At 57.0% G+C, this 18,813-nt stretch carries 16 protein-coding genes; 11 read left to right on the top strand and 5 right to left on the bottom strand.

Features of this window, described 5'->3' with window-relative positions:
• Nucleotides 1-61 precede the first annotated feature (61 nt).
• The 10 genes from CFter6_RS06335 to CFter6_RS06290 all read left to right on the top strand — a co-directional run bounded on the left by CFter6_RS06335 (nt 62) and on the right by CFter6_RS06290 (nt 9,322).
• Nucleotides 62-787, top strand: a complete 726-nt coding sequence (locus CFter6_RS06335; protein ID WP_061539206.1) for a YebC/PmpR family DNA-binding transcriptional regulator — start codon at nt 62-64, stop codon at nt 785-787.
• Between the two features lie 13 nt (nt 788-800).
• A complete protein-coding gene (gene purD, locus CFter6_RS06330) occupies nt 801-2,075 on the top strand; it encodes a phosphoribosylamine--glycine ligase (protein WP_061539205.1) in 1,275 nt (424 codons plus the stop codon).
• Nucleotides 2,076-2,216: 141 nt separating this feature from the next.
• The gene (gene hemF, locus CFter6_RS06325) at nt 2,217-3,149 is read left to right on the top strand and encodes an oxygen-dependent coproporphyrinogen oxidase (RefSeq protein WP_061539204.1); all 933 of its coding nucleotides are present in this window, start codon (nt 2,217-2,219) and stop codon (nt 3,147-3,149) included.
• Nucleotides 3,149-3,850: a nicotinate-nucleotide adenylyltransferase gene (locus tag CFter6_RS06320; RefSeq protein ID WP_236904558.1), complete on the top strand. Its 702-nt coding sequence runs from the start codon at nt 3,149-3,151 to the stop codon at nt 3,848-3,850. Before hemF ends, CFter6_RS06320 begins: the two co-directional genes overlap by 1 nt.
• The gene (rsfS, locus tag CFter6_RS06315) at nt 3,851-4,477 is read left to right on the top strand and encodes a ribosome silencing factor (protein ID WP_061539202.1); all 627 of its coding nucleotides are present in this window, start codon (nt 3,851-3,853) and stop codon (nt 4,475-4,477) included.
• Between the two features lie 25 nt (nt 4,478-4,502).
• Nucleotides 4,503-4,973 (top strand): 23S rRNA (pseudouridine(1915)-N(3))-methyltransferase RlmH, encoded by a 471-nt coding sequence (rlmH, locus tag CFter6_RS06310; protein ID WP_014005034.1) that lies wholly within the window; start codon nt 4,503-4,505, stop codon nt 4,971-4,973.
• A gap of 124 nt (nt 4,974-5,097) precedes the next feature.
• Complete coding sequence (locus CFter6_RS06305) at nt 5,098-5,718, top strand: Maf family protein (RefSeq protein WP_061539201.1); 621 nt, start codon at nt 5,098-5,100, stop codon at nt 5,716-5,718.
• Entirely contained in the window at nt 5,715-7,178 is a 1,464-nt protein-coding gene (gene rng / locus CFter6_RS06300; RefSeq protein ID WP_061539200.1) for a ribonuclease G, read from the top strand. The genes CFter6_RS06305 and rng overlap by 4 nt, the downstream gene beginning before the upstream one ends.
• Nucleotides 7,179-7,185: 7 nt before the next feature.
• On the top strand, nt 7,186-8,151 hold the full coding sequence (locus CFter6_RS06295) for a glycosyltransferase family 8 protein (protein ID WP_061539199.1): 966 nt from the start codon (nt 7,186-7,188) through the stop codon (nt 8,149-8,151).
• A 280-nt stretch (nt 8,152-8,431) separates the two neighbouring features.
• The gene (locus CFter6_RS06290) at nt 8,432-9,322 is read left to right on the top strand and encodes a glycosyltransferase family 9 protein (RefSeq protein WP_335340306.1); all 891 of its coding nucleotides are present in this window, start codon (nt 8,432-8,434) and stop codon (nt 9,320-9,322) included.
• Here CFter6_RS06290 and CFter6_RS06285 read toward each other — a convergent pair.
• The 4 genes from CFter6_RS06285 to dnaE form a co-directional block, all read right to left on the bottom strand.
• A complete protein-coding gene (locus CFter6_RS06285) occupies nt 9,309-10,433 on the bottom strand; it encodes a glycosyltransferase family 9 protein (RefSeq protein WP_061539197.1) in 1,125 nt (374 codons plus the stop codon). The two genes, CFter6_RS06290 and CFter6_RS06285, sit on opposite strands and share 14 nt — an antisense overlap.
• Nucleotides 10,434-10,518: 85 nt before the next feature.
• A complete protein-coding gene (gene msbA, locus CFter6_RS06280) occupies nt 10,519-12,276 on the bottom strand; it encodes a lipid A export permease/ATP-binding protein MsbA (protein WP_061539196.1) in 1,758 nt (585 codons plus the stop codon).
• A 3-nt stretch (nt 12,277-12,279) separates the two neighbouring features.
• Complete coding sequence (locus tag CFter6_RS06275; protein ID WP_061539195.1) at nt 12,280-13,521, bottom strand: O-antigen ligase family protein; 1,242 nt, start codon at nt 13,519-13,521, stop codon at nt 12,280-12,282.
• A 57-nt stretch (nt 13,522-13,578) separates the two neighbouring features.
• Nucleotides 13,579-17,046: a DNA polymerase III subunit alpha gene (gene dnaE / locus CFter6_RS06270; RefSeq protein WP_061539194.1), complete on the bottom strand. Its 3,468-nt coding sequence runs from the start codon at nt 17,044-17,046 to the stop codon at nt 13,579-13,581.
• A gap of 106 nt (nt 17,047-17,152) precedes the next feature.
• Between dnaE and CFter6_RS06265 the strand changes: the two genes are divergently transcribed.
• Nucleotides 17,153-18,031: a sulfurtransferase gene (locus CFter6_RS06265; RefSeq protein ID WP_061539193.1), complete on the top strand. Its 879-nt coding sequence runs from the start codon at nt 17,153-17,155 to the stop codon at nt 18,029-18,031.
• Nucleotides 18,032-18,127: 96 nt separating this feature from the next.
• Here the strand turns inward: CFter6_RS06265 and CFter6_RS06260 are convergent, their stop codons facing one another.
• Complete coding sequence (locus CFter6_RS06260; protein WP_061539192.1) at nt 18,128-18,703, bottom strand: flavodoxin family protein; 576 nt, start codon at nt 18,701-18,703, stop codon at nt 18,128-18,130.
• Nucleotides 18,704-18,813: the final 110 nt, after the last annotated feature.

Below are 18,813 nucleotides of genomic sequence, written 5' to 3'. Positions count from 1 at the left end.
AAAGTGCAATATGGTAAAATTGCGCTTTGATTATAGCTAACTCAAGCAAGAAAGAACCATCATGGCTGGACACAGCAAATGGGCCAATATTAAGCACAAGAAGGCCGCCACCGATGCCAAGCGCGGAAAAATCTGGACTCGCCTGATCAAGGAAATCACGGTTGCGGCCCGCATGGGCGGCGGCGACATCGACGCCAACCCGCGCCTGCGGCTGGCGGTCGACAAGGCGTCCGACGCCAATATGCCGAAGGATAACGTAACCCGCGCCATCCAGCGCGGCAGCGGCGGCCTGGAAGGCGTCAACTATGAAGAGGTGCGCTACGAAGGCTACGGCATCAATGGCGCCGCCATCATTGTCGATTGCATGACTGACAACAGAATCCGTACCGTAGCCGAAGTGCGCCATGCGTTTTCCAAGTTCGGCGGCAACATGGGCACCGAAGGTTCGGTGGCCTTCATGTTCAAGCATTGCGGCCAGTTGCTGTTCGCGCCTGGCACCGATGAAGATGCCTTGATGGAAGCGGCGCTGGAAGCCGGCGCCGAGGACGTCATTACCGATGACGAAGGCGGCATCGAGGTCATTTCCGGCCCGCACGACTTTGCCGCGCTCAAGCAAGCACTGGAAAAATCCGGCTTCAAGGCCGAGATGGCGGAAATCATCATGAAACCTGCGACCGAAACCGTGTTCGCCGGCGACGATGCGATCAAGATGCAAAAGCTGCTCGACGCCCTGGAAAACCTGGACGACGTGCAAGAAATCTATAGCAATGCTGTAATCGAAGACTGATACACGGACTCATATGAAAATTCTGGTAGTGGGCTCTGGCGGCCGCGAGCATGCCTTGGCGTGGAAAATCGCCCAATCCCCGCGCATACAAACGGTCTTCGTCGCGCCTGGCAACGGCGGCACGGCGCTCGACCAGCGCCTGGAAAACATCAACATCACCGATCCGGCCGCGCTGGCCGATTTTGTCGAGCGCGAACATGTCGCGCTCACCGTGGTCGGCCCGGAAACCCCGCTGGCGGCCGGTATCGTGAATATTTTCCGCAATCGCGGCCTGAAGATTTTCGGACCGACGCGGGAAGCGGCGCAATTGGAAAGCTCCAAGGATTTCGCCAAGTCGTTCATGCAGCGGCACCATATCCCGACCGCTGAATACCAGACCTTCTCGGATGTCAGCGCCGCCCACCAGTACATCCACCAGAAAGGCGCTCCTATCGTCATCAAGGCCGACGGCCTGGCTGCCGGCAAGGGCGTGGTGGTCGCCATGACCATCGAAGAGGCGCACGGCGCGGTCGACATGATGCTGTCCGACAACCGCCTCGGCGATGCCGGCGCACGGGTGGTGATCGAGGAATTCCTGGCCGGCGAGGAAGCCAGCTTCATCGTCATGGTCGACGGCAAGCATATCCTGCCGCTGGCCACCAGCCAGGACCATAAACGCCTCAAGGACGACGACCAGGGCCCGAACACCGGCGGCATGGGCGCTTATTCGCCGGCGCCTATCGTCACGCCGGCGCTGCACGCCCGCGTCATGCGCGAAATCATCACGCCCACCGTGCAAGGCATGGCCAAGGACGGCATTCCGTTCAGCGGCTTTTTATACGCCGGCCTGATGATCGACGACAAGGGCAACCCGAAAACGCTGGAATTCAATTGCCGCATGGGCGATCCGGAAACCCAACCCATCATGGCGCGCCTCAAAACCGACTTGCTGACGGTGATGGAACACGCCGTCAACGGCACGCTGGATACGATCGAACTGGAATGGGACCGCCGCACCGCGCTCGGCGTAGTGATGGCCGCTGCCGGTTATCCCGACGCTCCGCGCAAGGACGACCTGATTACCGGGATTCCCGCCGAGACAGTCGACACCGTGACCTTCCATGCCGGCACCACCCTGAACGGCGAGCGCCTGACCACTTCCGGCGGTCGCGTGCTGTGCGTGGTCGGCTTGGGCGACAGCGTCAAGATGGCGCAGAAGCAGGCCTACAACGTGATCGATGCGATTCATTTCGACGGTGCGCAATTCCGCCGCGACATCGGCTGGCGGGCATTGAAGAAGCATGCCTGATCAGATAACCGGCACTGTCTGGCATATAAAATGTAGGGTGGGCACTTGTGCCCACGCGGAACGTCATGCCGACACACACCGCGTGGGCAGAAAAACCTGTCCACCCTACCCCCGTTAGCGCAGGCACCACTCCCATTCCCGATGAGCTCAAACATCACCGCCGGCAATCCGGCCAGCGCCGTCAAATCCTATCTGCTCGACCTGCAGGCGCGCATCATCGCAGCACTGGAGCAGATCGACGGCAAGCAGTTCGGCAGCGACCAATGGCAACGCCCCGAGGGCGGCGGCGGCAATTCGCGCGTCATCGAAGAAGGCAATGTACTGGAACGCGGTGGCGTCGGCTTTTCGCATGTGATGGGCAAGAGCCTGCCGCCGTCGGCCGCCGCCAACCGTCCCGAGCTGGCCGGCCGCCAGTGGGAAGCGATGGGCGTGTCGCTGGTGATGCATCCGCGTAATCCGTTTGCGCCTACCGTGCACATGAACGTACGTTTTTTCATCGCCAGCGCGGAAGGCCAGGAACCGGTCTGGTGGTTCGGCGGTGGCATCGACCTGACGCCATATTACGGTTTTACGGAAGACGTCGAACACTTCCACCGCAGCTGCCGCGACGCCCTCGCCCCTTTCGACAGCGGCGCCGAGCAGAAACTGTATCCGCGCTTCAAGCAATGGTGCGACGACTACTTCTACCTGAAGCACCGCAAGGAACCGCGCGGCGTCGGCGGCATTTTCTTCGACGATTTCAACCAGCTTGGCTTCGAACAGAGCTTCGCCATGATGCAAAGCGTCGGCAATGCCTTCATCCCGGCATATACCCCGATCCTGGCGCGCCGTAAGGATATTCCCTACGGCGAAACCGAGCGCGATTTCCAGGCATATCGCCGCGGCCGCTATGTCGAGTTCAATTTAGTGTATGATCGCGGCACTTTGTTCGGTCTGCAATCCGGGGGACGCACCGAGTCCATCCTGATGTCGATGCCGCCCGTGGTCAAGTGGCGTTACGACTGGCAACCGGCGGCAGGAAGCCCGGAAGCCAAGCTGTACACCGATTTTCTGATCCATCGCGAGTGGGTGTGATGGGCAGCTCCCCTATGATACCTAGCCAGCTTGCTCGCCCTGAGGGCCAGTCCCGGCCATGTATTGCAGTGCTCGGCGGCAGTTTCGATCCGGTCCATAATGGCCATGTCGCGCTGGCGAAGTACTTTGTGACCTTGCTGGCGCCGGACGAATTGCGGGTGATTCCTGCCGGCAACCCATGGCAGAAGCACGGGCTGGAAGCCACGCCGGAACAGCGGGTGGCGATGGTGGAGCGCGCATTCAGCCAGCAAAGCGTGCCCTTGGTCATAGACCAGCAGGAAATCCGGCGGCAAACCGCGACGTATACGATAGATACGCTGCAAGCCTTGCGCGCTGAACTGGGGCCGCAGGCTTCTATCGTGTTCCTGATGGGGGCCGACCAGCTGCAGCACTTGAACAGCTGGCAAGGCTGGGACCGCCTGTTTGACTATGCCCATCTGGGCGTTGCTTCGCGGCCCGGGTTTGCCATGGACGAATCGCAGGTTCCAGCCGAGGTTACGCGCGAATTCACACGCCGCGCCGCCACCCCGGAACAGATCCGCCAGAGCGCGCACGGCTTGACCTACCTGGCGAAAAACCTGGCTGTAGACATTTCGGCAACAGAAATTCGTGCCGCGCTGCACAATGCAAAACGACCCGACACGCTGGTCCCGGCAGCAGTACTGGACTATATTGAACAACATCATCTCTATAAGAATTAAATGGATATCAAAAAACTACAAAGTCTCGTCATCGATGCACTCGAAGACGTCAAAGCCCAGGACATCCGCGTCTACGACACGGTCCACCTGACAGGCCTGTTCGACCGCATCGCAATTGCTTCCGGCACCTCCAACCGCCAGACCAAGGCGCTGGCCGCCTCGGTGCGCGACAAGGTCAAGGAAAACGGCGGCACCATCCTCAGCGTCGAAGGTGAAGACACCGGCGAATGGGTGCTGGTCGACATGGGCGACATGGTAGTCCACATCATGCAGCCGGCGATCCGCGCTTATTACCGCCTGGAAGAGATCTGGGGCGACAAGGAAGTCAAGTTCGGCGCCGCCAAACGAATTTCGACCCGCACCGCAGCTGAAGAAGAAGAGCCGAAGAAGATTTCGCGCCACCTGACTACTTCGCAGGCATTGAAGCCGGAAGAGGAAACACCGAAAAAAGCTCCTGCGCGCAAGAAACCGGTCAAGACCGACGGCGCCAAGAAAGCCGTCGGCAAAACCATCAAGGTAGCGCCGTCGAAGAGTTCGATCCCGCCGAAGAAGACTGCGGCGCCAAAAAAGGCCCCGGCCAAGAAACCGGCCGTCAAGCGTGCTCCGGCCAAAAAAGCAGCTGAATAAGCTGCTGCATCCCTAGCCTCCCCCCATGCAGCTCATCATCGCTGCGGTCGGCCATAAAATGCCGGCATGGATAGAAAGCGGATTCGGCGAGTATGCGAAACGCATGCCGCCGGACTGCCGCATCGTCCTCAAGGAAATCAAGCCGGTCGAACGTTCCGGCAGCAAGACCGCGGAAACCGCCATGGCGCTGGAGCGCAGCCGGATCGAAGCGGTGCTGCCGAAAGGCGTGCGCATCGTCGCCCTCGATGAGCGCGGCAAAGACCTTACCAGCGTCCAGTTATCGCAGCAGCTGACCCAATGGCAGCGCGACGGGCGCGATGTCGCCTTCATCATCGGCGGCGCCGACGGCCTGGATCCCGAATTCAAGGCTGGCGCCGACAGCCTGCTGCGCATTTCCAGCCTGACGCTGCCGCACGGCATGGTCAGGGTGCTGCTGGCGGAACAGCTCTACCGGGCCTGGTCGATTACCCAGAATCATCCGTATCACCGGGTTTGATTGTTCCCGAATTTGATCGCTGATAATTGCACCCCAATAAGTCCTCGATATGCCCCCAATCCGCAGCTAACTCTGCAATAATCGCTGGAATTATCAGACGACGTATCCGCCGCAGCCGCCAGCAATGAAAAATCCTTACCAGAAAATCTACCTTGCCTCAAAAAGCCCGCGCCGGCGGGAGCTGCTGCGACAGATCGGCGTCGCATTCGAATTGCTGCTGCTACGCGATCAGACTCCGCGCGGCCCCGATGTCAGCGAGGAAGTCCTGCCTCACGAAGCGCCGCAAGCCTATGTCGCCAGGGTGACCATGGAAAAAGCCCGCGCCGCGCAGCAGATGATGGTTTGGCGCAGCCTGCCGGTGCGGCCCATCCTGGCCGCCGACACCACGGTCACCATCGACGGCCAGATTCTCGGCAAGCCGGCCGACAAAGCCGAAGCCAGCGCCATGCTGCGGCGCTTGTCGGGACGCAGCCACCAGGTCCTTACCAGCATCGCCGTCATCCATGGCGAACAATCCTGGCAACTCACGCAGGTTTCGGATGTCTTACTCCAGGAGCTGACCGAGGCCATGATCGAAGCCTACTGCGATACCAGCGAGCCTTACGACAAGGCCGGCGCTTACGGCATCCAGGGACCGGCGGCGATTTTCATCGAAAGCATACGCGGCAGCCATTCAGGCATCATGGGCTTGCCCCTTTTTGAAACCGCGCAACTATTACAACAGGCAGGCATCCGCATTTTATGAGCGAAGACATCCTCGTCAACATCACCCCCCAGGAAACCCGCGTCGCCCTGATTTTCCAGGGCGCGGTGCAGGAACTGCACATCGAGCGCACCTTGTCGCGCGGCCTGGCCGGCAATATCTATCTGGGCAAAGTGGTCCGGGTGTTGCCCGGCATGCAATCGGCATTCATCGATATCGGACTGGAGCGTGCCGCCTTCCTGCACGTCGCCGACATCTGGGAAACCCGCGCCCACGATGGCCAGGCTGCCCAGCAAACGCCGATTGAAAAAATGCTGTTCGACGGCCAGTCGCTGACCGTGCAAGTGGTGAAAGATCCGATCGGCACCAAGGGCGCCCGCTTGTCGACCCAGATTTCGATCGCCGGCCGCATGCTGGTGTACCTGCCGCAAGACCGCCATATCGGCATTTCGCAGCGGATTGAAAACGAAGCCGAGCGCGAACTGTTGAAAGACAAAGTGCAAAAGCTGCTGCCGCCGGAAGAAAAAGGCGGCTTCATCATCCGCACCATGGCCGAAGACGCTTCCGAGGCCGACCTGCAGATGGATATCGAGTATCTGCGCAAGACCTGGTCGTCCATCACCCAGCTGGCGAAAAGCAAACCGGCGCCTACCTTGCTGCACCAGGACCTGAGCCTGGCGCAGCGCGTGCTGCGCGATTTCGTCAACGACGAAACCACCACCATCCAGGTCGACTCGCGCGAGAATTTCCAGAAACTGCAGGAGTTCGCTGCCACCTATACGCCGTCCGTCACCGCGCGGCTGATGCATTACACCGGCGAACGGCCCTTGTTCGACCTGTACGGCGTCGAAGAAGAAATCCAGGAAGCATTGAGCCGCCGCGTGCCGCTCAAGTCCGGCGGCTACCTGATCGTCGACCAGACCGAAGCCATGACCACCATCGACGTCAACACCGGCAGCTTCGTCAACGGCCGCAATTTCGACGATACGATTTTCAAGACCAACCTGGAAGCGGCGCACGCCATCGCTCGCCAGCTCAGGCTGCGCAACCTGGGCGGCATCATCATCCTCGATTTCATCGACATGGAAAACGGCGAGCACAAGAGCGCCGTGCTGGCCGAGCTGCACAAGGCCCTGCTGCGCGACCGCACCAAAAAATCGGTATCCGAATTCTCCGCACTGGGCCTGGTGGAAATGACCCGCAAGCGCACTCGCGAATCGCTCGCGCATATCTTGTGCGAGCCCTGCCCCGCCTGCAACGGCAAAGGCCAGGTCAAGACCGCGCGCACCATTTGTTATGAAATCTTGCGCGAAGTCTTGCGCGAAGCCAAGCAGTTCAATCCGCGCGAATTCCGCATCCTGGCGTCGCAGGTGGTGGTCGACATGTTCCTCGAAGAAGAATCCCAGCATCTGGCGATGCTAGGCGACTTCATCCGTAAACCGATTTCCCTGCAGGTGGAAACGGTTTATCCGCAGGAGCAGTACGACATCATCCTTATGTAAGGTTTACATGAATAACCCTTCACCGACATTCCCTGCGGCCGCTGACGATTCTTTCCATATCGCCTTCTGCGTCGACGACCACTATTGCCGCAGCATGGGAGCGACGATCGCCTCCATCATCGCCAATAGTCCTGGCGTGACTTTCACCTTCCATGTGTTTGCCTTTGCGCTGTCCGAAGACAACCGCAAGCGCTTCAAGCAGCTGGAGCAGATGTACCAGCTCAAGACGCACGTGCACATTATCGATCCGGAAGTATTCAAGCCGTTCGCGCACATCTCGCAGTTCTCCTACTATTCGCCTACCATCTTCACTCGCCTGCTGATCCCGTCGACCCTGCGCGGCATGTGCGACAAGGTGCTTTACCTGGATGCGGATATCCTGTGCGTCGGCAGCATGGCCGAGTTGACGGCCATGGATTTCGGCGACAGCGCGGCGATTGTTGTACCAGACGCGGATGAAACCACCAGAAGACGCTGCGCCGCCCTGCAGCTGTCGTCGCAGAAATATTTCAACTCTGGCGTGATGTACATGCATGTCGAGAACTGGATAACGCAGGAAATCACCGAGAAGACCATTCTCGCCATCCTGGAAAACGGCAAGGAGTACAGATTTCCCGACCAGGATGCGCTCAATGTGGTTCTGGAAGGAAAGATCCGCTACATCGACAGGAAATGGAATTTCCTCTACGACCTGATCCATGACCTGGAAAAGGACAAGCGCCAGATGCGCGACATCGGCCCGGTCGTCTTCATCCATTTCGCCGGCGCGGTGAAACCCTGGAACGACTGGTGTTTACATGCCTCCACCGAGTTGTTCGTGAAATACCAGGCGCTTTCTCCCTGGGCGGACCTGGCGCTCGATCCGGCGCCAAGGAACTATAAAGAGATGAGGATGTATTCCCGTTTCCTGATGAAACGCGGCCAGGTGCTGGACAGTTTCAAGTGGTACATGAAATACCTTTCCGCCAGGTAAATATGTGCGAAAAGTAACAAAAAGTGAGAACCCCACCGGCCATCCAGGCGGCCGGTTATAATTTCTGCAACTCATCGTTTACATAGCCTTAACCGATCCAACAATGGCAATAACCAGCTCTCATCTCTTGATATGCCGCACCGATAATATCGGCGACGTTATCCTGACATTACCCATCGCCGCTTTTCTGAAGCAGCAATATCCGGCCCTGAAAATCAGTTTTCTGTGCCGGGCTTATGCCGCACCGGTCGTCAAGCAATGCCGGAGCATAGATGAGGTAGTGGAACTGGAAAGTTTCCTGCTGGATCCTCCCGCCTATTTCGCTCACGCCAACGTCGACACCATCATATTGGCGCAGCCGAACAAACGCCTTGCGGTCATAGCGTTCAAAGCCCGCATCCGCAACCGTATCGGCAACGCGCGCCATAAGCTGTATCAGATGCTGTATTGCAACCGCCGGGTACGATTCAAGAAAGGGAATTCCGAGCATCATGAAGCGCAATTCAATTTTGAATTCCTGCGCCCGTTCGGCTTTGACACGATCCCCGAACTGCCTGTCATTTCAGCCCTCTACGATTTCGACGTCCCGCAGAATCCCGAAATAAACCAGCTGCTCCAGCCATATCGCTTCAATCTGATCCTTCATACAAAATCGAACGGACATGGGCGCGAGTGGCCCATCAAGCACTACGCGGCGCTTGCCCGGCAGTTGAGCCAATACCCGGATACCCATCTGTGGCTGACCGGCAGTGCCGCCGAAGGACAGTGGCTAGCCGAGCACGCCGAGGAATTGCTGGAATTGCAGAATGTAGGCAACCTGTGCGGCAAGTACACCTTAGACCAGCTCAGCTCGCTGATTAATGCCGCCGACGGCTTGATTGCAAGCGGCACCGGTCCGCTCCATATCTCTGCCGCGCTGGGCCAGCGCACGCTCGGCTTGTTTCCGCCGACGCGCCCGATGCATCCAGGGCGCTGGGCGCCGCTGGGGAAACGGGCGCAAGCCCTGTCCCTGCCGATCAGCTGCGCTGGTTGCAAGGATAGCCAGGCCGCGACTTGCGCCTGCATGGAAAACATCACCCCTGAAAGTGTCGCCGAGATCGTTTTGCGATGGCGGCAAGAAACGCTGGCGGAAAAATCCTCCAGCCTGGCTGTTTCCGCTATTTCTGATTAAGAACCGCGATCACCTGAGCCACCGTAATCGCTTTCACCCAGTCTCGGCGGTTTGCAGCGGTGATCACGATACTGTTCTCTTTATCGATCGGCGCCCATTCCGGATTTTTCTGGCGCATCAACGCAATCACAGGCACTTGCACTGCGTTCGCCAAGTGCATTACCGCGGTTTCAACCGAGATGATCAGGTCGCACTCGCGCAGCATTGCCGGCAGCTGGAAAAAATTCTCCTGCGCACTGAACAGCTGCAAGCGCTCAACCGCGTGGCCGTCGAAGAATGTCCTGGCTTGCGCCATTTCTTCCGGCACCACGTTGACGATAAAACGGGTGTCTTTCCAGCTGTCTTGCGCTCTTATCGCCGCCACCAGTTCGACCACCCGTTCCAGCGGCCAGCAACGCTTGCGGGTCTTGGCGTAGGGATTGATGAAAACCAGCTTGGCCGGATTGGCGGATTGCCGGCGGTCGCGGTCAAAACCCCAAAGCTTCAGCTGTTCCTGCGCGTGCCGGCTCCATTGTTCCGGGATGCGCACGAAAGGCTGGCGTGACGATGCTGCGCTGTCCATGCCGAACAAACGATTGAACCAGGCCGCATATACATCGCTGATATGCACTCCCCGCGGCGCCACCCGGTCAGGATCAAAAGCGGCATCCAGTTTGCGGTAAGCCAGGCGCTTATGTAGCGCGAGGATGCCGGCCGGTTTTTTCATCCCGGCTACAAAACCTTGCGGACTGATCTGGCGCGCCAGCGTCGCATACATGGGCGGCCTCAAGGTCGACAGCGACACCACCAGCGGATATTGCTGTTTTTGCGCCTCTACGATCGATTCTTCAAACAGGGTGGGACTATAGGTCTGCTGGTAGATCTTGGCGACAAAAGGACATTCCGCCAGCCAATCATACAAGGCATATTTCTTCAGGAAGGGCCATGCTGCGGTGTTCTTGGTGCGGCGCACTTCATCCACCCATATATGGATCTTGATATGCGGGAAGGCTTGCGCAAAGGCCTGGAAACAATTCTGCAGGTAAGTAAAATCGCCGAGGGCAAGATGGGCGATGAACAGGATCTTATCTGTTTTCTTTAATATTTCGGCTGGAACGAGTTGATCTGTCATGGGATTTTCTTGTGATTTCTCTCGGACGATATTTTCAGCGGAAGCAGGCCTGCGATCCCAAGCAATCAGCCTGAGATCCCATCCACTACATCTCTACATTCACCGCGTCCTTGGAAAACTGGAGATGATATAAATTTGCGTATGCGCCCTGCTTGCTCAGCAACTCATCGTGGCTGCCGATTTCAACAACGCTACCGTTCGAGAGCACGACAATGCGGCTGGCGCGCTCGATAGTCGAGAGCCTGTGCGCAATCACGAAAGTGGTACGGCCCTGCATCAGCTGGTCGAGCGCCGCTTGCACTGCCCGTTCCGACTCGGTGTCCAGCGCCGAAGTCGCTTCGTCCAGAATCAGAATAGGAGCGTCCTTGTAGATAGCGCGCGCCATTGCCAGCCGCTGGCGTTGGCCGCCGGACAAGCGCGAACCGTTGTCGCCGATCTGCGTTTCGTAACCGTCAGGCAAAGCGGCGATCATCTCGACCAGGTAAGCAGCTTTGGCGGCGGCTTCAATCCGTACCTGGTCTGGCGCGCTGTCGCCATAGGCGATATTGGCAGCGATAGTGTCGTTGAACAGCACGACATTCTGGCTAACCATGGCTATCTGAGCTCGCAGGCTCTCCAGGGAGATGTCTTCGATAGGCAAGTCATCCAGCAGGATGCGGCCTTCAGTCGTCGAATAAAATCCGGGAATCAAGTTCACCAGTGTGGATTTTCCGCCGCCCGACATCCCCACGAAGGCGATGGTTTCACCAGGCTTGACACTCAGGTTGATGCCTTTTAACGCGGGCTTTTCCTGGCCCGGATATGAAAAGCCGACATTGGAAAATTCGATTTTCCCGTTTGCGCGTTTGTCCAACTGTACGCCTCCGGTGCGTTCGACCGGACTATCGATCAGCTTAAATACGGCTTCTGCCGCGGCCATGCCTCGCTGCAGCGGACCGTTCACTTCAGCCAGCTGTTTGAGAGGGACTTGCAGGGCGATCATCGCCGCCAGGAATGACACGAAATCGCCTGCGGTCAGCTGTCCGTGACTTGCTTGCACCAGCCCCATCGTGATCATCGCAGACATGGCGCAAGCCATCATGATTTGCGTAACGGGTACGGTAGCCGCGAAGGTCGCAGTCATACGCATGCTGTAGTGGCGGATATGCTCGGCTGATTCTTCGAACCGTCTCTTTTCATAGGCTTCGCCGCCAAACACCTTGATGACCTGCTGCGCGCGCGTGGTTTCTTCTATTACCTGAGTCAACTGGGCATTAACGTCCAACGAATCCTTGTTGAGTTTTTTCAGGCGCTTGGCAGTCGTCCGTACTACCATGATCATCAGGGGCATCAACACCAGCGCGACAATCGTTAGCTTCCAACTAATAAACAGCATGTAACCTAGCAAACCAGCTACTGTCAGGACGCAGCGCACAATCGATGTAAACAGCTTGCTGATCATTTCTATGATCTGCTGTACTTCAAACATGATCGAATTGATCACTCGGCCCACTGTATGGGTGCCATGAAAATCGATTGATACCTGCAAGATGCGGTTGAACATTTGCTGCCGCAAGGTATTCAATACCCGGGTGGAAACCCAATTAGTCATGTATGTCGTCAAGAAGGTTGACGCACCGCGTGCTACAAATGCACCGATCACGGCAACCGGCACCAACCACAGCGGAAAAGTCGGCTTTTGAACAAAACCGTTATCCAGCAAAATCTTGAAAATATAAGCAACCAGCGGCTCTGTTGCCGCAGTTACCACCATCCCGAGCAGTCCCAGAAACAGACGCTTTTTGTACGGCCGGTGTAGTATCGCCAGGCGTTTGAAATAAGTTGTATAGGAAGATGAGCTCATCAGTCAGTCGGCCTTAATTTCTTTTTTGCGCTTAAGTATGATCGCAAGGAATGTCGCAACGCTCATGCAATAAAACCCGCCAAGAACTGTCCAGAAAAACATCAGATCCGTAAGGCCAAAGATAAAGAAGCCCAGACAGAGGAGCCCCCCCAATCCTGCCGCCACTCTAATGTCCCTATCAGGGTGATGTATTTCCCTGTAAAAATAATACGCTGGCACGCAATATATCGACAAGTTCGCCAGTAGCCCGAATATCCCCAAGATGGTCAGATTAAACAAAAGTTCATTGTGAGAATGTGCAAGAGATGCCGCGAGGGGACTAATCTTGTTTTGCGCAGACAGGGTTTCCAAACCTATACCGAAGTTCTCCCGTCCGATCCCAAAAACCGGGCGTTCCTTGAACAGTTCCCAGGATGCCCGCCAGAGCTGAAGTCTGATACCTAGCGAAGTATCAACATTTTTCCCATGCAGATAAAGAGAAATATCCGATTTAGCTTCCGTCATCCTGGTTTCCACTGTACTACTGAAAGTAAACACGGATCCCACCACGACAAGAGAGAAAATTGTCAGCATCAACTTATGGCGCAACTGGATTCTTTTCCAGGAATGGACTGCGAAAATCATGAAAAAAGGAATCGCTATCCAGGTGCCTCTGGACTGTCCCAGAATGGTGATGTACAGGCTGGCAATAAAAATGATGAATTTCAGGGCCATGATCATTTTATTGCGGCGATTGTTCCAGCCGATCGACAGCAGTGTCATACAACCAAGCAACAGGGCAATGTCAGAAAAAGCAATGATCAGCAGAAATCCGATATTGCCTGGCCGCGATATTCCTCCGTCCGTCACCAGATAGATCTTGATCGTTGCTGCAATGATTCCGCAAATGAAAGACCACTGCACATACTTCAGATATTTAAGGGGTGCCGCCATTACTATCCAAAAGACAGGCGCAAAGACGGCAAGGCGCAACGCGCGATCATATTGCTTGGCGTCAAAAATTCCAAGCGAAAGCTGATTGAGAATAACTGCAATGAACAAGGAAGCCATGGCAAGATGAAGCAGCCAATAGTCTTTCAACACTTGACTGAACGCGATGTCCATAGGTTTGCAGCGCAGGATCAGTGCGACTATGCTGCAAATCAAAAGCACGAATAAACAGGCATTGCCAGCGTTGTGCAGCACAATGGATAAAGCAGGAAACAGCAGAATGGCCAGAATCACAGGCCATTTGATATAGGACAAATTTCTTCTCCGGGGTTAAGTTAAATGGTGAGACGGCGCCGGATAAATCGCATCAGTTTAATATTCCACAGCGACCGCTTCCGGTCCCACCTTTTCTATCAGGGCGAGCTGCAGGCCATCGCTAGGCGAAACTCTCCACTCATTGCCGAATAATATTTCGCAAGCGATGCCTTCCCCGGTATAGCGCAGCGTCATGGGCAAGCCGGTTTCTGAGCGATGCGACGATAGCATGTCCCTAAGCTGCGCCGCATCGATTTTCTGTGACAGCGACGATAGGGACAGCACGATCTGGCGGCCGTACTGAATCCGCGCAGTAGCAATATCCATCACCCTCTCCGCCGACACCCGCAAACCACCGTTGAAACGATCTTCCGACACCTTGCCATGCACCACCAGGAATTCGTCTTCCTTGAAAAACGCCTTGTTCGGTTCAAACTGCTCGTTATAGACAGTGACATCGACAGTCGCGCTGCCGTCGTCCAGCGTCACGATCATCATTTTTCCACGCTGTGTCATTTGCGCCCGCAAGCCAGAGATGATGCCTGCCAGGACGCGCGGTTCGCGCGACGGTTCCAGGCTGCCGAGCGGAGTGCGGGCGAAGCGGCGCGCTTCAGCGGCGTAGGCATGGAACAGATGGCCCGACAGATAGAAACCGAGCGCGCTCTTCTCTTCAGTCAATTTTTGCTTGTCAGTCCATGGCGCCGCCTGCACATATTCGATCGGCGCTTCAAGATCACTGTCGTCGCCTCCAAACAGGCTGACCTGGTTGGCGGACGCCAGTTTCTGGTCTGCTGCTTCCATCGCGCGCGGCACCGAAGCCAGCAGGATTCCGCGGTCGACCTTGAAACAATCGAACGCACCGGCGCGTATCAGCGACTCGATGGTGCGACGATTGATCTGGCGCTTGTCTACCCGCAGGCAGAAATCGAACAGGTTGACGAACGGCTTTTCCTGGCGGGCCGCGATGATAGCTTCAATCGCGTTCTGCCCCGAACCTTTTACCGCACCAAGGCCGTAGCGGATGAACGTCGCCTTCTTGCCCGGCTCGCCTTCCGGCGTGAAACGGTAATCCGACAGATTGATGTCCGGCGGCAGCAAGGTCAGCTTGCACACCGTCAGCGAATCTTCCACCAGGATCTTGATCTTTTCGGTGTCGTCCATCGCCAGCGACAAGTTGGCTGCCATGAACGCGGCGGGGTGATGTGCTTTCAGGTAAGCGGTGTGATAAGACAGCAATGCATAAGCGGCGGCGTGCGACTTGTTGAAGCCGTAGCCCGCGAACTTTTCCATCAAGTCGAAAATCTCGTCGGCCTTGGCTTCGGTCAAACCGTCCTTGGCGGCGCCGTCGCGGAAAATCTGGCGATGCTCCGCCATCTCCTCCGCTTTTTTCTTACCCATCGCCCGCCGCAGCAGATCCGCGCCGCCGAGCGAGTAACCGCCGACCACCTGCGCCATCTGCATCACCTGCTCCTGGTACACCATGATGCCGTAGGTTTCCGACAAGATGCCTTCGGTGCGCGGATCGGGATAGTCGAAACGCTCGCCGTGCTTGCGTTTGCAGAAGTCCGGGATCAGGTCCATCGGACCCGGCCGGTACAACGCCACCAGCGCGATAATGTCTTCGAAGCGGTCGGGCCGCGCATCTTTCAGCATGCCTTGCATGCCGCGGCTTTCCAGCTGGAACACGGCCACTGTTTTAGCGGCGGTCAGCAATTCATACGACGGCCGGTCGTTGAGCGGCAGTTTTTCCAGGCTGAAATCAGCCATGGCCGGATCGAGCTGCTTGATGTAGCGCACTGCGCGGTCAAGAATCGTCAGTGTGGTCAAACCCAAAAAGTCGAACTTGACCAGGCCGACGGCTTCGACGTCGTCTTTATCGTACTGCGAGACCACGCCGGCGTCGCCGCCCTGTGTGTATAGCGGACAGAAGTCGGTGAGCTTGCCTGGCGCAATCAGCACGCCGCCGGCATGCATGCCGATGTTGCGCGCGATGCCTTCGACTTGCTGCGCCAGGTTGAGCAGCTGCTTGACCTCTTCCTCGTTCTCCAGCCGCTCGGCCAGCATCGGCTCTTCCTGGATGGCGTCGGCAATCGTTACGTGCTTGCCCGGCTTGAACGGAATCAGCTTGGAAATGCCGTCGCAGAAATTGTAGCCAAAATCGAGCACCCGCCCGACGTCGCGGATCGCGCCCTTGGCCGCCATGGTGCCGAAGGTGGCGATCTGCGATACAGCATCCTTGCCGTAGAGATCCTTGACGTGCTGGATGACGCGATCGCGGCCTTCCTGGCAAAAATCGATATCGAAGTCGGGCATCGATACCCGTTCAGGGTTCAGGAAACGTTCGAACAGCAGATTGTATTTGAGCGGATCGAGATCGGTGATCTGCAGCGAATACGCGACCAGCGAACCTGCTCCCGAACCCCGGCCCGGCCCGACCGGTACGCCATTCTGCTTGGCCCAGCGGATAAACTCGGCAACGATCAGGAAGTAGCCGGGAAAACCCATCTTGATGATGGTGTCGGTTTCAAATTTGAGCCGGTCCTGGTAGCGTTGGCGCTGCTGTTCGCGCTTCGTTTCGTCCGGGAACAGATGCAGCAGGCGCAGCTCCAGGCCTTCCTGCGACTGCTGTATCAGGAAATCGCCGATGGTCATGCCGTCCGGTGTCGGGAAATCCGGCAACTGCGGCTTGCCCAATTGCAGCGTCAGGTTGCAGCGCTTGGCGATTTCGATGGAATTCTGCAGCGCGGCCGGCATATCGGCGAACAGCTCGGCCATTTCCGCCTGGGTCTTGAACGACTGCTGGTCGTTGAAACGGCGTACGCGGCGCGCATTCGCCAGCATTTCGCCTTCGGCGATACAAGTGCGGGCTTCATGCGCAATGAATTCTTCCTTATCCAGGAACTGGATCGGATGCGTAGCCACCACCGGCACGTTGAACTTGGCCGCCAGCGCTACCGCCTGGCGCACGTGCGCCTCCATGTTGGGCTGGTCGGCGCGCTGGATCTCGACATAAAAATTGTCCGGGAAAATCGCCGCCCACCGCTCGATGCAACGTTCCGCCAATCCCGTATTGCCATTATCGATGGCAATGCCGATGTCGCCGAAATGGGCGCCGGACAAGGCAATCAGGCCGTTGCCGCCACTCTGCTGCGTCAGTTCAGCCAGCCATTCGGCGCGGATTTCCGCGCGGCCGCGATGCAGGTTTTCCAGCCAGGCCCGGGACAGCAGTTCACACAGCTGCAAATAACCGCCGCGGTTCTTGACCAGCAGCAGCAAGCGCGACGGCTTGTCGCGATCGTCGTCATTGGTGATCCAAACATCGCAGCCGATGATCGGCTTGATGCCCTTGCCGCGCGCAGCTTTGTAGAATTTGACCATGCCGAACAGATTGGCGAGGTCGGAGATGCCAAGTGCTGCCTGCTTGTCGCCGGCAGCGGCTTTCACGACATCGTCGATGCGTACCAGGCCATCGACAATGGAATACTCGGAGTGGAGGCGGAGATGAATAAATTGCGGTGTCGTCATGGCCGGTATTTTACCCTGAGGCCCCGCCCGCCAAGGGCAAAATTGGGCAATCCTGCAGCCGGCGTTTATAATACTGATAAATCAACGACTTACCGAGAAATACACCATGCAGTCCAGCCATCCCTACGTCAATATCGCCGCCTATAAATTCATCACTTTCATAGACGCAGAGCAAAAGCGTCCGGAATTTCTTGCAATTTGTAAGCAATTGCAACTAAAGGGCACGATTTTGCTTACTCCGGAGGGAATCAACCTGTTCCTGGCCGGCCTGCGTGAGCAAATCGACCAGTTCCTGGCCTGGCTGCGCGCCGACGAACGCTTCGCTGACCTGGAGGTGAAGGAAAGTTATTCCGAAAAGCAGCCTTTCACGCGCATGCTGGTCAAGCTGAAAGCAGAAATCATCACAATGAAACATCCGTTGATCAAGCCGGAGCTGGGCCGCGCTCCGGCGGTGCAAGCACAGACGCTGAAGCGCTGGCTGGACCAGGGCTACGACGACAAAGGCCGGCCGGTAGTCATGCTGGATACGCGCAACGCATTTGAAGTCGACGTCGGCACCTTTGAAAACACGATCGATTACCGCATCGAAAAATTCAGTGAGTTCCCGGCTGTGATCGCTGCGCACAAGGACGAACTGGCCGACAAGACTGTCGTCACTTTCTGTACCGGCGGCATCCGCTGCGAGAAAGCCGCAATCCACATGCAGAATATCGGCTACGACAGCGTCTATCAGCTGGAAGGCGGGATCCTCAAGTATTTCGAAGAATGCGGCGGCGCTCATTACGACGGCGACTGTTTTGTGTTCGACTATCGCACCGCGCTCAATCCGCAACTGCAGGAAACCGCCACCGTGCAATGCTACGCTTGCCGCGCCGTGGTGACGCCGCGCCAGCAACTGTCGCCGCAATACGTGGCAGGCAAGTCCTGTCCGCATTGCCTGCCGGAAGCCGCGGCGATTCCAACAGAAGCCACCGGCGCTTACTGAACGCAACTACTGAACCAGTAAAAAAAGCCCGGTTGCAATCGCAAGCGGGCTTTTTACTTTCTGGAGCGAACCTGGATTCGCCCTCTTGCAGGAAAATTACTTCTTGAATTTCTGTGCGGTCTCTGCAACGCGCTTGCCAAACTGTTTGGCGGTTTCAAGATCGCCGGCTGCAGGGCCTTCTTCCGGCGAAGAGTCCGACGGGCTTTGCGCCAGCGCGCCGGAGAAACCGCCGACAAAGTTCACGTCGTTACGTTGCGCGGCCTTGCTGTTGGCCGGCATCAAGCCGGTGCCGACCCAGACCATGCTGTGCTGCATCGCGAAGGTGATCAGATAACTCATGGTGGTGCCCTTGTCGCCATTCATCGTCGCTGAATTGGTAAAGCCGGCAGCCACCTTGTCCTTCCATTTCTGGCCGAACCATTGCTTCGACGAGGTATCGGCAAACTTCTTGAACTGCCAGGAAACGGTGCCCATGTATGTTGGCGTGCCAAAGATGATGGCATCGGCCGCTTCCAGCGAAGCCCAGGCTGCGTCGCTGAGATTGCCTTCGGCATCGATGGCGATCAGTTCAGGTGCAGCGCCCTCGGCCCGCAACACTCCGGCATGCACGGCTTCTGCCTGTTTTTTGGTATGGCCGTAGCCGGAATGATAAACAATAGCAACTTTAGTCATGGCAATGCCCTTTTGGCGTAAGAATCCGATTGAAAATAAACAACAAACAACACAATGAACCAGGCAGCGTGGATAACAATAAAGCAGCAATAAAACAATAATAAGATAAT

Origin of the sequence: Collimonas fungivorans, from assembly GCF_001584145.1 — a bacterium.
Lineage (GTDB): Bacteria > Pseudomonadota > Gammaproteobacteria > Burkholderiales > Burkholderiaceae_D > Collimonas > Collimonas fungivorans.
This window is presented reverse-complemented; position numbering and strand designations above follow the sequence as displayed.

What these genes read in the sequence shown, in the direction of transcription:
- CFter6_RS06265 (WP_061539193.1), top strand. Translation starts at nt 17,153, where the DNA reads ATGCAGTCCAGCCATCCCTACGTCAATATCGCCGCCTATAAATTCATC.
- hemF (WP_061539204.1), top strand. Translation starts at nt 2,217, where the DNA reads ATGAGCTCAAACATCACCGCCGGCAATCCGGCCAGCGCCGTCAAATCC.
- rng (WP_061539200.1), top strand. Translation starts at nt 5,715, where the DNA reads ATGAGCGAAGACATCCTCGTCAACATCACCCCCCAGGAAACCCGCGTC.
- CFter6_RS06305 (WP_061539201.1), top strand. Translation starts at nt 5,098, where the DNA reads ATGAAAAATCCTTACCAGAAAATCTACCTTGCCTCAAAAAGCCCGCGC.
- rlmH (WP_014005034.1), top strand. Translation starts at nt 4,503, where the DNA reads ATGCAGCTCATCATCGCTGCGGTCGGCCATAAAATGCCGGCATGGATA.
- CFter6_RS06295 (WP_061539199.1), top strand. Translation starts at nt 7,186, where the DNA reads ATGAATAACCCTTCACCGACATTCCCTGCGGCCGCTGACGATTCTTTC.
- msbA (WP_061539196.1), bottom strand. Translation starts at nt 12,276, where the DNA reads ATGAGCTCATCTTCCTATACAACTTATTTCAAACGCCTGGCGATACTA.
- CFter6_RS06335 (WP_061539206.1), top strand. Translation starts at nt 62, where the DNA reads ATGGCTGGACACAGCAAATGGGCCAATATTAAGCACAAGAAGGCCGCC.
- CFter6_RS06285 (WP_061539197.1), bottom strand. Translation starts at nt 10,433, where the DNA reads ATGACAGATCAACTCGTTCCAGCCGAAATATTAAAGAAAACAGATAAG.
- rsfS (WP_061539202.1), top strand. Translation starts at nt 3,851, where the DNA reads ATGGATATCAAAAAACTACAAAGTCTCGTCATCGATGCACTCGAAGAC.
- dnaE (WP_061539194.1), bottom strand. Translation starts at nt 17,046, where the DNA reads ATGACGACACCGCAATTTATTCATCTCCGCCTCCACTCCGAGTATTCC.
- CFter6_RS06260 (WP_061539192.1), bottom strand. Translation starts at nt 18,703, where the DNA reads ATGACTAAAGTTGCTATTGTTTATCATTCCGGCTACGGCCATACCAAA.
- CFter6_RS06320 (WP_236904558.1), top strand. Translation starts at nt 3,149, where the DNA reads ATGGGCAGCTCCCCTATGATACCTAGCCAGCTTGCTCGCCCTGAGGGC.
- purD (WP_061539205.1), top strand. Translation starts at nt 801, where the DNA reads ATGAAAATTCTGGTAGTGGGCTCTGGCGGCCGCGAGCATGCCTTGGCG.